Origin of the sequence: Enterococcus sp. DIV1206 (assembly GCF_051712485.1) — a bacterium.
In the GTDB taxonomy this organism is placed as follows: Bacteria; Bacillota; Bacilli; order Lactobacillales; family Enterococcaceae; genus Enterococcus; species Enterococcus faecalis.
This window is the reverse complement of record NZ_JBIOOZ010000001.1, coordinates 825,463-838,735: the sequence shown is the minus strand read 5'-3', so window position 1 is coordinate 838,735 and position 13,273 is coordinate 825,463. Positions and strand designations below refer to the sequence as shown.

Below are 13,273 nucleotides of genomic sequence, written 5' to 3'. Positions count from 1 at the left end.
CTCCTTTTATTTATAATGAAAGCTATTGATTTACTCGTTTCCAGAAAGATTGTGCTTGCGTTTGCGCATCATGCCAAACTTTCTCTTCATCAATTCCTTGAACTTCACGATTACGCATCCGAATTTCTCCATTAATCACCGTGTCAGTGACCATCCCACCATTCATGCCGAATAAAATGTGCATGTTATAATTCTCTTTTGTCATTGGTGTCGGGCCATGATAATCAACAATAATGACGTCTGCTGCTGCATTAGGTTCTAAAACGCCTAGCTTTGTTTTAAAATAGCGATTAGCCATTTGCGGATTATTATCAAATAGCATTGCGGGAATTTCTGCCCAAGCCGCATTTGGATCAGCTAAATGATGTTTGTGGATAACATTTCCTACCTTATAAGATTCCGTCACATCATTCGTATAACCATCTGTGCCAAGACCCATCAAAATACCATACTCATTAAACATGCGCATTGCAGGTGGGCAACCGACCGCATTCCCCATATTCGACTCTGGATTCGTGACCACCATTGTGTCTGTATCTCTTAGTAATTCCATCTCATGAGGTCCAATATGGATGCAATGGCCTGCCATTGTCTGTTTTCCTAAAATTCCTAAATCAAATAATCGGTTCACAATCGGCTTCCCATATTTTTTCAAAGAATCATGAACATCGGCTAAATCCTCTGCAATATGAATATGATAACCAATCCCATCTGGCGTATTGGCTGCACATAATTCTAAAGAAGCATCTGATAAAGTAAAGGCTGCATGCATACCCATCATCGCTTTTTGCATATCATCATTTCTTAAGGAACTGGCTTTAATAAAGGCGGCATTTTCTTGAACTGCTTCCCGCATTTTCTGCTCACCATCGCGATCAGAAACTTCATAACAAAGGCAGGTCCGAATCCCTAACTCGTCCGCTGCATTAGATAATTGGGTTAAACTCCCTGTAATTTCTCCGTAACTAGCATGATGATCAAAGACAGTTGTAACACCGTTGCGAATACTATCTAAATAAGCAACCTTACCACTTTGATAAGTGTCTTCTAATGTCAAGGCACGATCAATTCGCCACCATTGATCTACCAAAATATCCATGAAATTTTTAGGATGATAATTCGTTAAACTTAACCCACGTGCAAAGGTACTATAAATATGATTGTGCATGTTAATAAAGCCTGGCATAATCACTCCACCTTTAGCATCAATAAATGTCGCTTCTGGATAAGCTTGTTTTAATTCTTCTGTCGTTCCGACTTGTTTCACAACTTGACCATCAATCGCCACACACCCATTTTCAAAAAAATGATTCTGCGCATCCCGAGTGATTAAACGCCCATTTCCAATTAATAACATGTATTCTCCTCCTATTTTTCAACCTATTCCCCACAAGCGGCAAACGCTTACAAATCAATCGCTCAATCATTCACGAATATAGCTTGATTAGCTTTGCTAATCTACATTCCTTACGAAAATCATTTGAAGCGCTTGCATTTTTTTACTAACGAACTCATTAACTTGATTAAAGTATATCACCTTACCTTAAAAAAAACAATGCTACCTAAAAAATATTTTTTAGAATTTTGACAGCCGTTATCTTGTATTATTATTTTTATCATGCTATCATTATTTTTCAGAACAGGTAGTACGCGACATTAAAGGATTTAGCCCTGCCTATTCCATTTAAAAATATTATGTTAAATTTGACACAATCTTATAAAAACTGTTTGTGCCAGGCACATTAGAAAGGAGCTTATTTATGTTATCCGACGAAAAACTTACTTTTTTAACACAAATTGCTAAAGGTTTAGCTGGTCAATTTGGGGAAAACTGCGAAGTCGTTATCCACCAAATCAATGAAGACAATATTAACAATTCTATTGTTTCCATTGAAAATGGTCATGTCTCTTCTCGTCATCTGGGCGATGGACCTTCTCAAGTAGTCTTAGAAGCCTTAAAAAAAGACCCTAGTGAGTTGAATGATCATATTAACTATCTGACCCGCACCCATGATGGTCGTATTTTAAAATCTAGTACAATGTATTTTAAAGATGAGAATGGTCAACTCGATGGTATTTTTGCTATTAACTACGACATCACTACATTGATTGCTGCAGAGTCGAACTTAAAATCTTTGATTTCCACTGCAGAACCTGAAGAAGATAAAGACCCTGATTACATTCCTCAGGATGTTAATGAGTTGTTAGACGATTTAATTCACGAATCAGTTAAATTAGTTGGCAAGCCGGTCCCATTAATGACGAAGGACGATAAAATCAAGTGTATTCAATTTTTAAATAATAAAGGCGCCTTCTTAGTCACTAAATCTGGGGACAAAGTTTCTAACTTCTTCAATATTTCTAAATATACGCTATACAGTTATATTGATGCGAAATAAAAATGGAAATCGATGGACGATTTGTTGTTAAGACAAGTCGTCTATTCTCTTTTTTCCTTCACTATTCTACTTTTTCTAAAAGACTTTTTAAATAATAGTAAGAAAAAGTAAAAGGAATTAATTTTTTATTTTAGTTATGGTATGATAGATTGAGTTTAATTTAAAATAACGAAAAATTAAAGATATAGAAATTGGGGGACAACAAATGGGGATTCGAAGTCATTTAGCAATTGCTGCAGGAAAAACTTCGCAATGGGTTTTACAAACATTTTTTAAAGGCGGCAGTAGCTACCCAGGGAAATTAGCCCTAAAAATCGATCCTAAAATTTTAGATACATTGGCAAAAGACTATGAAATTGTCGTAGTCACTGGAACGAACGGCAAAACATTGACAACTGCTTTAACTGTTAACATTTTACGCCAAGAATTTGATGAGGTATTAACAAATCCAACGGGTGCTAACATGGAGCAAGGAATTGTCTCTACTTTTTTAAATGCCAAGGCGAAAAAAGGACAAAAGAAATTTGCGGTTTTAGAAATTGATGAAGCAAGTTTAAGCCGTGTCACTAAATATATTCAACCAAAATTATTTGTTTTTACGAATATTTTCCGCGACCAAATGGATCGCTATGGTGAAATTTATACGACGTATCGCTTAATTATGGAAGGCGCCGCTGCTGCTCCTGAAGCAACTATTTTGTGCAATGGTGATTCGCCAATTTTTAATTCAAAAGAAACTGTAAATCCTCGCAAATACTATGGATTTAATCATTTACCACCGAAAGAGCAATTGGCTCATTACAATACAGATGGGGTTTTATGTCCAAAATGTAATCATATTCTTCATTATAAAATGATTACGTATGCTAATTTAGGTGATTACTATTGCCCAAATTGTGGCTTCAAACGCCCTGAGTTGGATGTGCAGTTAACGGAAATGGTCCGAATGGATAATACATCTGCTGATTTTGTGATTGATGGCGAAGAATACGGCATTGCTGTTGGTGGGATGTATAATGTTTATAATGCGCTAGCGGCCACAGCGGTAGCAGAATATTATCAGGTGGCACCAGATAAAATCCGAGCAGGCTTAGCTTATGATGAAAAAGTTTTTGGGCGTCAAGAAACTATTAAAGTTGGCGATAAAGAATGTACATTAGTTTTAGTAAAAAATCCCGTTGGTTTAAATCAGGTCATTGATATGATGGGCTTAGCCCCTTACTCTTTCTCGCTGGTTTCATTATTAAATGCCAATTATGCAGATGGAATTGATGTCAGTTGGATTTGGGATGGTAATCATGAAGCCTTTGCTGATATGGACATTCCAAAAGTAATTGCTGGCGGTGATCGCCATGAAGATATGGCCTTGCGTTTAAAAGTTGCGGGTATTCCTGAAGAAAAATTACTAGAAATTCCTGATTTGGAGCAAGTAATTTCAGAAATTAAAACGTTGCCGACAGATCATGTCTATATTTTGGCAACCTATACTGCTGTTTTGCAATTAAGAAAATCATTAACAGCCCAAGGGTATATTCAAGGGGGAATGAATGGTGTCTAAAGAATTAGTCGTTTGTCATTTATATGGCAACTTATTAAATACTTACGGAGATAACGGAAATTTATTGATGCTTAAATATTTAACCGAAAAAATGGGCGTTACCTTCCGATCAGAAATTATCAGTATCTACGAACCGTTTGATCCCGAAAAATATGATTTAGTCTTTGTTGGTGGCGGTCAAGACTTCGAGCAATTGATCATCTCAGAAGACATTCAGAATAAAAAAGAAGCTTTGACTTCTTATATTGAAAATGACGGCGTCTTGTTAGCTATCTGTGGTGGTTATCAACTTCTAGGACATTACTATGTCGGCGCACAAGGCGAAAAAATTAAAGGAATCGGTGCATTAGATCATTACACTTTGAGCCAAGACAACAATCGTTTCATTGGTGATATCGAAATTTATAATGAAGAATTTGATGAAACGTATTATGGTTTTGAAAATCATAATGGCATGACTTTTTTAGGAGAAGGTGAACGACCTTTAGGAACAGTCAAACAAGGCAAAGGCAATAACGGTCAAGATAATGGCGAAGGCGTTGTCTATAAAAATGTGTTTGGCTCCTACTTCCACGGTCCAATCTTAGCACGCAACAAAAATCTAGGGATTCGGTTAATTCGGACCGCTTTAGAGAAAAAATATGGTGAACCGATCGCTATTCCTGAAACGCTTTATAAATAAAAGAAGAATCTAGTTCCTACATATAGGGCTAGATTCTTTTTCATTTCTCCGACAACTATTTACATCTTTACAAAATATAGTAAGATAAAGAGGTGCATTTAAAATCGAGAATTTCTCGGACTGGTTCGGAAACTTCCCAGAATAAAAAACTAAGTATCTCTCAATACTAACTCAAGTCATAGCTTTTTTAACAAGAGTTATCATTTGCAGTTAACGAAAAAGGAGGATTGGAAAAAATGCAAAAAGTAATTATTGATTGTGATCCCGGAATTGATGACACGCTTGCTCTCTTGTATGCACTTGCTTCACCAGAGCTAGATGTCCAAGCGATTACAGTTGTTTGCGGAAATGTCCCTGTGGAGATTGGCGTGGGAAATGTTTTTAAATGTTTAGAAAAAGTTAATCGCTTAGATATTCCTGTCTACCAAGGGGCTGCTAGCCCTTTAAAACGGCCATTTGTTAGTGCACAAGATACACATGGCATGGATGGTTTAGGTGAAACTTATTTCCCCAGAACTAGCAAAATCCAAGCACAAGCGCTTTCCGCTGCCGACTATTTAGCACAAACCTTTCAACAAGCCACCGATTGTTCAATCATTGCCCTTGGTCCTTTAACAAACATTGCGTTGGCTTTAAAAAAAGAACCTCTTCTGGGACGAAATCTTCAACGTTTTGTCTCAATGGGTGGTACCTTTAAAAGCCACGGCAATTGCTCTCCTGTTGCAGAATTTAATTATTGGTGTGATCCTGATGCAGCAGCTTGGGTTTTTGAGGAATTAGGTGCAAAAATCGAGATGGTCGGCTTAGATGTCACACGAGAAATTGTTTTTACACCAACAATTCTCAACTATTGTCAACGACTCAACCCCAAAATGGGGAATTACCTCGCTGAGATTACTCAATTTTATTTTGATTTTCATTGGAAATATGAACGTATTTTAGGGTGTGTTATCAACGATCCCTTAGCGGTTGCTTATTTTATTGATCCTACGCTCTGCCAAGGCTTTTCCAGTTACGGACAAATTGTTCCTGACGGCATTGCTATGGGGCAATCAATGATCGATCAGTATCATTTCCAGCAGCAACCAGCTAATTGTCATGTCTTGACTACGGTTGATAGTCAACAGTTTTTCGTGAAGTTTCTATCCATTCTTTTAAATGTACAAATAGATGAGATCGAAAGAGATTTCAAAAATTTAAGGATGGGATAACCATGAAAAAAATAACACCACGAATCATTACAATTATCGCTTTTAGTGTTGCTTTAAATTACCTCGGCAGTACCATTGCGTTACTCCTTCGTTTACCAATTTATCTTGATAGCGTGGGAACTATTTTTACAGGTGCGTTATTAGGCCCACTCTTTGGTGCACTGACAGGTATTTTAACAAGTCTATTAACTGGATTGACAACGGATATCTTTTCTCTGTATTATTCACCTGTCCAACTCTGCACAGGAATTTTAGCAGGTTTGCTCCTTCATCAGCAGTTAAAAGTAACCAAATTACCATTTAAAACGTTATGGTTAACGATACCAGGAACAGTGATTTCTTCCTTAATCACAGTTTGTTTATTTGGTGGAATTACTTCTGCTGGCTCCAGCATAATTGTCCAATTTTTATATGGTTTAGGCTTAAATCAGCTAGCAAGCGTCCTGTTGGTTCAATTGATAACAGATTACGGGGATCGTCTGCTATCAGTCATCATCGTCACAGCTGTTATCGCTGCCTTACCTAAACGTTCCTTTATAACAAAATAAACTGTTTTAATGCCAAAAAATGAGGAAATCATCTGTTGATGATCTCCTCATTTTTTTAGCGACTGCCAGGTTCTGAAGCTATAATCGTTAAATCACCTTCAAAACGCCAGCTCGGAATATCTGTTGGAAAGATAAAGCTATCGCCTTTTTTCAAATCAAAAGTAGCCACATCTGCTTTTGCAGCATCTTCTGTAATCAATCGACCCACACCTTCAATAACTGTTGCTAATGTATAAGGTGCTTGTTTTTTGACTTTTAGAATCCCACTGACACGCCACTCATAGACATTAAAGAAATCTGTTTTTACATAAGTAACAATGCTTGATTGTCCTTGATTTTCTTGTTGAATAGAGAGATCAGGATCCTTTGCCGGAACGGTTGTCACATCAATGGATTGTTGAATATGCAATTCCCGGGTCTTTCCTTGATCATCTGTTCGATCATAATCATAAACCCGATACGTAGTATCACTGCTTTGTTGCGTTTCTAAAATTAAAATACCCGAGCCGATGGCATGAATAGTGCCGCTTGGTACATAATAAAAATCGCCTTTTTTCACTGGTACTTTTCTTAAAAGATCGTCCCAACGACCTTCTTCAATCATTTCAGCTAGTTCTTCTTTTGTTTTCGCGTGATGTCCATAAATGATTTCAGCGCCAGGTTCTGCATCAATAATGTACCAACATTCAGTTTTGCCTAGCTCGCCTTCATGTTTTTGACCATATGCATCATCAGGATGAACTTGCACGGATAAATCATCTTCAGCATCTAAAATTTTCGTTAATAATGGAAAGACAGCGCCACCTGCATGGCCGAATAACTCTTGATGGTCTGCCCACAATTCATCTAATTTTTTTCCTTTAAATTCGCCATTTAAAACAGTACTAACGCCATGTGGATGTGCACTGATGGCCCAATCTTCACCAATTTTATCGCTCGGTAAATCGAAACCAAATAGCGTGTGTAGACGATTGCCGCCCCAAATTTTTTCTTGAAAAACAGGTTGTAAAAATAATGGTTCTTGCATTGACTGTGACCTCCCAAATTGAATTCGCTCTCATTATATCACTAAAAACTAGTCATTTCATCTGAAACTGATGATTTCTCTTTTAAATAGGTTGCCAACAACTGATCTCTTTCTTCGATATAAGTATTCCGGTGGTCCTCTGGATGGACTCGATTAGATAAAAAGATAAACGCTGATTGTTGTCGCACATCAATTAGCAAAAAAGTGCCTGTATAGCCTGTATGGAATAATAATGGCCGTTGCGTAGCTACATCATATTTAAAATCCCAGCCTAGAGAACGTGGTTTATCTGCAGCTGGCACTTGGTTAACTAGTAACAAATCAATTGTCTCTTTTTTCAAGAATTGGTGATTGTGATAACTGCCTCGATTTAAATACATTCGAACAAATTTTGTTAAATCATAGACATTGCTAAACAAGCCAGCATTCCCTGCATGTTCCCGTAAAACAAATGCCTTAGGATCATGGGTTGTACCTCGAATCAACCCTCTTTGTTCATGTAATTCTGTTGGCACACAGTTTAAAAGATTCTTTGGTAGAAACGTACTTTCGTTCATCCCTAAAGGAAGCAATACTCGCTCAGATAAAATTTCTATCATTGATTGCTGGAACATTTCTTCTAACATAAAGCCTAATAAAATAGTCCCTGCATCTGTATAAACAACTTTTTTACCTATCGCTTTGCCTGCGTGAAATGAATGATTGTAGGCGTCTTTTAATTCTTGGGCATTCAGCTGATCACGATTAGGAATATAGCCTTGTAAATCTGCCGTATGTGTCAACAAATGCCGGATTGTAATATTAGAATCTTGAAAAGAGGGATAATAAGTTTGTAATGATTGATCTAGAATAATTTTTCCTTCTTCCACTAATTGCAAAATAACGGTGGTGGTGCCGACTACTTTGGTTAAAGAAGCCACATCAAACAGCATGGCCGAGGTTAATTGTTCTTTGGTGGGTTTTACTTGTGCGAGTCCCCAACAATTGCTCTCCTCTTTTTCACCTTCAATGAAACAAAAACTAGCCCCCGAAAAAACACTTTTTTTCATCATATTTTGAATTTTCCACTTTGTTTTTTCGTACATTTTTTCACCTACTATTTTTAATATTAAAGGAAAAGTCTAGAATAAGTCCCGAACAAAAGCAGCGTTAAACTTTTATTCCGACTTTATTCCAGACTTGCTAAAACAAGCTTATTTTGTCTGTCTAAGCGTTTATTTTAAGACAAACCACCATTCCAAGCCAATTGGATCAAACACAGTGACAATCGCTTTTTTCTGGTCAATAAAGAACTCTTGATTTTTTGCCGTTAATTGTTGCTCCATTGCTAAAATATGTTCTTGATCAGAGAGCTTAATGGTAAAGAAATCTAAACCTAAGTGTGAATCAGGTAATTGATCCACTTCACTTGTTTCAGGTTTTTGGAATCCAATAGTTGCTTTGCCATCTTCTAAAACAAATTGATCTTTTTCATTGCGTTTTAAACCCAGAACTTCCTCATAGTATGCTTTTATTTCTTTTTGATTGTTTGTTTTTAATTGCACATGCGCTAAATATGAGCCAGCGGCTAACCCTTGATGTGGCTCTAAGTCCTCACTGATAAGATCTTTAAGCACAATTGGTTGCTTTTCAGAAGTCGAATTTGCTGTTGCTTCATCGTGAAAAATCTCAAATTGATTGCCTTCAAGATCAGTAATGAACATGCTTTGTCGTGTGCCAATTTGGAAACTTTCATCAATTGGGTAGTCTTGCTCAAGCACTCGTTGAGCAATTTGTAAAAATTCTTTTTCCGTAGGAACTTTAATTGAAAAATAAGCCATTTGCTTTTCTTCATTATGAAAATCTTCGGCTTTTCTAGTTTCTTCTAAAATTAATAATTGCGTTCCTGCTTCACGTGTACCCCAGATAGACAGGTTATTTTCTTCTGACTTTAAAACAAAACCCATTACTTTTTTATAAAAGTCGACCATTTCGCCAACTTTTTTCGCACGAATGGCAATTGTTTTTAATGTCGCAGCTTTTTCTAATTGAAATTCAGTCATTTTTTCTGTTACCTCCATTTTCTTCTCTCCCATTTTATACATCTCTTGCTATTTCATCAAGTAATATCCTGTTTTTCTCAAAAGAAAATAGAAATTTTTCAATTTCGCCAACTTTTTGTCAAAAAAATAAGGCTTCAGGAACCAGTCTTTACGACTATGGTTCCTGAAGCCTCATCATGAATTACTATTTTTTGCTTCGCCTTTTAGGCTACTTCTTCTGAAAACTGACTGTTATATAAATCAGCATAAAAACCGTTTTTCGCCATTAATTCATCGTGGGTTCCTGTTTCCACAATTGAACCTTCTGCCATAACGATAATCGTATCAGCATCACGGATAGTCGACAAGCGATGAGCAACTACAAAGCTGGTCCGATTTTCCAATAAACGATTCATTGCTGCTTGAATCAGTATTTCTGTTCGAGTGTCCACACTTGAGGTGGCTTCATCCAAAATTAAAACGTCTGGATTTGCTAAGAATGCTCGAGCAATTGTAATTAATTGTCGTTGACCTTGAGAAATATTGCTGGCTTCTTCATTTAAAATCGTTTGGTAGCCTTCTGGTAATTTTCTGACAAAATCATCCACATGGGCTGCTTTCGCCGCACGGATCACTTCTTCTTCGCTCGCTTGGTCATTACCATAATGAATATTGTCATAGATACTTCCAGTGAACAACCAAGTATCTTGAAGAACCATTGAGAAGTGTGCTCGCAACTCTTCGCGAGATAAATCGCGCGTATCTACGCCATCATATTTGATGCTGCCGCTACTAATATCATAGAAGCGTTCCAATAAGTTAATTAGGGTTGTTTTTCCAGCACCTGTTGGGCCCACGATTGCGACCATTTCCCCAGGTTTAACATTTAAATTGAAATCTTTCATTAATAATTTCTCTGGTGAATAGCCAAAAGCAACATGTTCAAAAGAAACACGATAAGGACTATCTGTTTCCACTGGTACGCCAGAAGGTTCATCCACCATTTCTTCTTCATCTAATACTTCAAAGACACGTTCTGCCGAAGCCACCGTAGCTTGGATTGTATTCATTAAATTAGCGATTTGAGTAATCGGTTGTGAAAATTGATTGGTATATTGAAGAAATGCTTGGACATCCCCTAAATCCATCATACCATTCGCTACTTTTACGCCACCAAGGACTGCAACAAACACGTAGCCTAGATTTTTGATAAAGTTCATTAAAGGCATAATGATCGCTGAAATAAATTGTGCTTTGCGACCAGCATGATATAATTTTTCATTTTCTTTTTCAAATACTTCTTGATCACTTTCTTCGTGGTTGAAACTTTTTACTACTACGTGACCACCGTAGGTTTCTTCGACTTGGTTATTCAATAATCCTAAGCTTTTTTGTTGAGCCGCAAAATGTTTTTGCGAGCGAGGTGCCACAACCATCACAACAATTAAACTTAATGGCACTGTTGCTAAAGCAATTAGTGTTAACTGCCAGCTAATGGTCAGCATCATCCAAAGTACACCCACAAATGTCACGATACTGGTAATTAATTGGGTTAAGTTTTGTTGTAAAGTACTCGCAATATTATCCATGTCGTTAATTGCCCGTGACATAATGTCCCCATTACTATGAGTATCATAATAGGAAATTGGAACTTTGTTCATTTTCGCTTCTAATTCTTGACGTAATTCATAAACTGTTCGCTGTGAAACACGTGTCATAATTACTTGCTGCAAGAAATTAAAGACAGCAGAAATAAGGTACATGGCAATAACAATTAATAAAATTTGACCGATTTTGTCAAAATCAATTGGAAAAGAAGTTATTTTTAAGCCTTGTTTCATTTCAGCAGCGCCTTTCATGACGCCTTTAAAAATTTCAGTTGTTGCCTGTCCTAATACTTTTGGTGTTTGAATTTGGAAAACGACGGCTGCGATTGCTAATACTAAGACAGCAATAATTGACAGCATTCGTTTAGACATGTACCGAAATAAACGTTTCACTGTTTTCCAGAAATTTTTTGGTTTTGGCCCTTTTGCGCCAATGTTACGTCCTGGTCCCCCGCCCATTGGTCCGCCTTTTGGTCGACTACTCATGCAAGGTCCTCCTCTCTCAATTGAGAATGTACAATTTCTTGATACGTTTGGTTATTCGCTAATAACTCTTCATGCGTTCCTTTACCAACTAATTTCCCTTCGTCTAATACTAAAATTGTCGATGCTTCCATAACCGTACTTACACGTTGGGCTACTAAAACGACAATTGCATCCGTCATCTGCTCTTTTAAGGCTTTTCTTAAATTAGCATCTGTTTTGAAATCCAATGCAGAAAAGGAATCATCAAAAACATAGACATCTGCTGGTTTTACTAAAGCACGAGCAATAGCCAACCGCTGGCGTTGTCCGCCAGAAAAATTACCGCCGCCTTGTTCGACATGACTATCCAAACCTTCTGCCAATTCTGAAACAAACGCCTTCGCCTGCGCGATTTCTAAGGCTTGCCAAATTTCTTCATCGGTCGCATTTGGGGCGCCGTATTGCATATTTTCACGAATCGTTCCTGTAAATAAAACAGCCTTTTGCGGTACAAAGCCAATCATTTCTCGTAAATTATGCTGTGACGTTTCTTTAATGTTTTTACCATTTAGCAAAATTTTGCCAGATTCAACATCATAAAAACGTGGTAAAAGATTAACCAGCGTTGTTTTCCCAGAACCTGTCCCACCAATAATTGCGACCGTCTCCCCAGATTTTGCTGAAAAATCTATATCTTCCAGTGCTAAGTTTTCAGCATGCTGGTAACGATAATTAACATGTTCAAATGCCAATGTTGCTTTGTCGCCTTTTAGAGAGAGTAGTTCTGGATTGGGTACATCTTTGATTTCTGAATCAGTATTTAGCACCTCATTAATCCGATCAGCAGAAGCTTGCGCCCGCGGTACCATGACAAAAATCATAGATAACATCATGAAACTCATCAGAATTTGCATGGCATAAGTCATAAAGGCAATTAAGTTCCCTACTTCTAGTTGCATTTCCGCAATATAATGACCGCCAAACCAGGTGATTGCAATATTGGTACCGCTCATAATGAGTGTCATTAAAGGAATCATCAAAGCGACAATCGTATTCACTTTAATCGCCGTTTGTGTATAATCCTTATTGGCTTCATCAAAACGTTGTTCTTCATAGTTTGCTTTGCCAAAGGCCCGAATCACACGAACCCCTGTCAGTCCTTCACGAAAAACTAAATTTAAACGGTCTGTTTTCTTTTGCATGCTTTTAAATAACGGAACCGCTAAAAACATGATACCTCCCACTAAAACAGCCATAATTGGTAAAACATATAGAAAAATTTTCGTTAATTGCGGGTCCTTATTATACGCCATAAAGCTTGCACCAATTAACGTTAAAGGTGCGTTAATCATTAAACGTAAAAACATTTGCATAACCATTTGAATCTGATTGACATCATTGGTTGTTCGTGTAATTAGCGAAGCTGTCCCAAATTTATCAAATTCATTATTAGAAAAATTTTCAACTTTTCGATAAATATCAGTCCGTAATTTTTTACCTAAACTTTGTGATTCTTTGGTGGCAAAAAAGGTATTTCCAATAGAAGCGACAATGCTAATCAAAGAAAAGCCTAACATGACAACTCCTGTACTCCAAATATAGTTAATATCTCCTTTAGCGACACCGTCATTAATGATATTAGATGTTAATGTGGGCAGATATAAATCTGCGATAATTTGCACGATCATAAATAAAACCGCTGCAAAGACCGACCATAACGACATCCGTTTGACTAGTTTAATCAACTAACTTCTC

11 protein-coding genes and 1 riboswitch are annotated in these 13,273 nt (G+C 37.1%); of the genes, 5 read left to right on the top strand and 6 right to left on the bottom strand.

The genetic code is table 11. The features are described 5' to 3' along the window. Positions 1-22: 22 nt before the first annotated feature. Positions 23-1,357 carry a putative aminohydrolase SsnA gene (gene ssnA / locus IGK86_RS04210; RefSeq protein WP_016616772.1) on the bottom strand — a complete coding sequence of 445 codons (1,335 nt, stop codon included), beginning with the start codon at positions 1,355-1,357 and terminating at the stop codon, positions 23-25. A gap of 403 nt (positions 1,358-1,760) precedes the next feature. Between ssnA and IGK86_RS04205 the strand changes: the two genes are divergently transcribed. From IGK86_RS04205 to IGK86_RS04185, 5 genes are all read left to right on the top strand, one after another. Next, positions 1,761-2,399 (top strand): helix-turn-helix transcriptional regulator, encoded by a 639-nt coding sequence (locus IGK86_RS04205; protein ID WP_002381503.1) that lies wholly within the window; start codon positions 1,761-1,763, stop codon positions 2,397-2,399. Positions 2,400-2,604: 205 nt separating this feature from the next. Further along, the gene (locus IGK86_RS04200) at positions 2,605-3,957 is read left to right on the top strand and encodes a Mur ligase family protein (RefSeq protein WP_002362254.1); all 1,353 of its coding nucleotides are present in this window, start codon (positions 2,605-2,607) and stop codon (positions 3,955-3,957) included. Then, positions 3,947-4,639 (top strand): type 1 glutamine amidotransferase, encoded by a 693-nt coding sequence (locus IGK86_RS04195; RefSeq protein ID WP_002356583.1) that lies wholly within the window; start codon positions 3,947-3,949, stop codon positions 4,637-4,639. The genes IGK86_RS04200 and IGK86_RS04195 overlap by 11 nt, the downstream gene beginning before the upstream one ends. A gap of 114 nt (positions 4,640-4,753) precedes the next feature. Further along, positions 4,754-4,798: riboswitch (PreQ1 riboswitch) on the top strand. Positions 4,799-4,875: 77 nt separating this feature from the next. Beyond that, positions 4,876-5,850: a nucleoside hydrolase gene (locus tag IGK86_RS04190; protein ID WP_002367139.1), complete on the top strand. Its 975-nt coding sequence runs from the start codon at positions 4,876-4,878 to the stop codon at positions 5,848-5,850. Positions 5,851-5,852: 2 nt separating this feature from the next. Further along, positions 5,853-6,398, top strand: a complete 546-nt coding sequence (locus IGK86_RS04185) for an ECF transporter S component (RefSeq protein WP_002356581.1) — start codon at positions 5,853-5,855, stop codon at positions 6,396-6,398. 55 nt (positions 6,399-6,453) lie between these two features. On the opposite strand, the gene manA is transcribed toward IGK86_RS04185, so the two are convergent. The 5 genes from manA to IGK86_RS04160 all read right to left on the bottom strand — a co-directional run bounded on the left by manA (position 6,454) and on the right by IGK86_RS04160 (position 13,263). Then, positions 6,454-7,425 carry a mannose-6-phosphate isomerase, class I gene (gene manA / locus IGK86_RS04180; protein ID WP_002356580.1) on the bottom strand — a complete coding sequence of 324 codons (972 nt, stop codon included), beginning with the start codon at positions 7,423-7,425 and terminating at the stop codon, positions 6,454-6,456. Positions 7,426-7,466: 41 nt separating this feature from the next. Then, a complete protein-coding gene (locus tag IGK86_RS04175; protein WP_016616773.1) occupies positions 7,467-8,510 on the bottom strand; it encodes a serine hydrolase domain-containing protein in 1,044 nt (347 codons plus the stop codon). Between the two features lie 129 nt (positions 8,511-8,639). After that, on the bottom strand, positions 8,640-9,509 hold the full coding sequence (locus IGK86_RS04170; protein WP_438742076.1) for a VOC family protein: 870 nt from the start codon (positions 9,507-9,509) through the stop codon (positions 8,640-8,642). A 161-nt stretch (positions 9,510-9,670) separates the two neighbouring features. After that, positions 9,671-11,539 (bottom strand): ABC transporter ATP-binding protein, encoded by a 1,869-nt coding sequence (locus IGK86_RS04165; RefSeq protein ID WP_002356577.1) that lies wholly within the window; start codon positions 11,537-11,539, stop codon positions 9,671-9,673. Continuing rightward, positions 11,536-13,263 (bottom strand): ABC transporter ATP-binding protein, encoded by a 1,728-nt coding sequence (locus IGK86_RS04160; protein ID WP_002374237.1) that lies wholly within the window; start codon positions 13,261-13,263, stop codon positions 11,536-11,538. The genes IGK86_RS04165 and IGK86_RS04160 overlap by 4 nt, the downstream gene beginning before the upstream one ends. Positions 13,264-13,273: the final 10 nt, after the last annotated feature.

What these genes read in the sequence shown, in the direction of transcription:
- IGK86_RS04165 (WP_002356577.1), bottom strand. Translation starts at nt 11,539, where the DNA reads ATGAGTAGTCGACCAAAAGGCGGACCAATGGGCGGGGGACCAGGACGT.
- IGK86_RS04185 (WP_002356581.1), top strand. Translation starts at nt 5,853, where the DNA reads ATGAAAAAAATAACACCACGAATCATTACAATTATCGCTTTTAGTGTT.
- manA (WP_002356580.1), bottom strand. Translation starts at nt 7,425, where the DNA reads ATGCAAGAACCATTATTTTTACAACCTGTTTTTCAAGAAAAAATTTGG.
- IGK86_RS04175 (WP_016616773.1), bottom strand. Translation starts at nt 8,510, where the DNA reads ATGTACGAAAAAACAAAGTGGAAAATTCAAAATATGATGAAAAAAAGT.
- IGK86_RS04195 (WP_002356583.1), top strand. Translation starts at nt 3,947, where the DNA reads ATGGTGTCTAAAGAATTAGTCGTTTGTCATTTATATGGCAACTTATTA.
- IGK86_RS04170 (WP_438742076.1), bottom strand. Translation starts at nt 9,509, where the DNA reads ATGTATAAAATGGGAGAGAAGAAAATGGAGGTAACAGAAAAAATGACT.
- IGK86_RS04200 (WP_002362254.1), top strand. Translation starts at nt 2,605, where the DNA reads ATGGGGATTCGAAGTCATTTAGCAATTGCTGCAGGAAAAACTTCGCAA.
- ssnA (WP_016616772.1), bottom strand. Translation starts at nt 1,357, where the DNA reads ATGTTATTAATTGGAAATGGGCGTTTAATCACTCGGGATGCGCAGAAT.
- IGK86_RS04190 (WP_002367139.1), top strand. Translation starts at nt 4,876, where the DNA reads ATGCAAAAAGTAATTATTGATTGTGATCCCGGAATTGATGACACGCTT.
- IGK86_RS04205 (WP_002381503.1), top strand. Translation starts at nt 1,761, where the DNA reads ATGTTATCCGACGAAAAACTTACTTTTTTAACACAAATTGCTAAAGGT.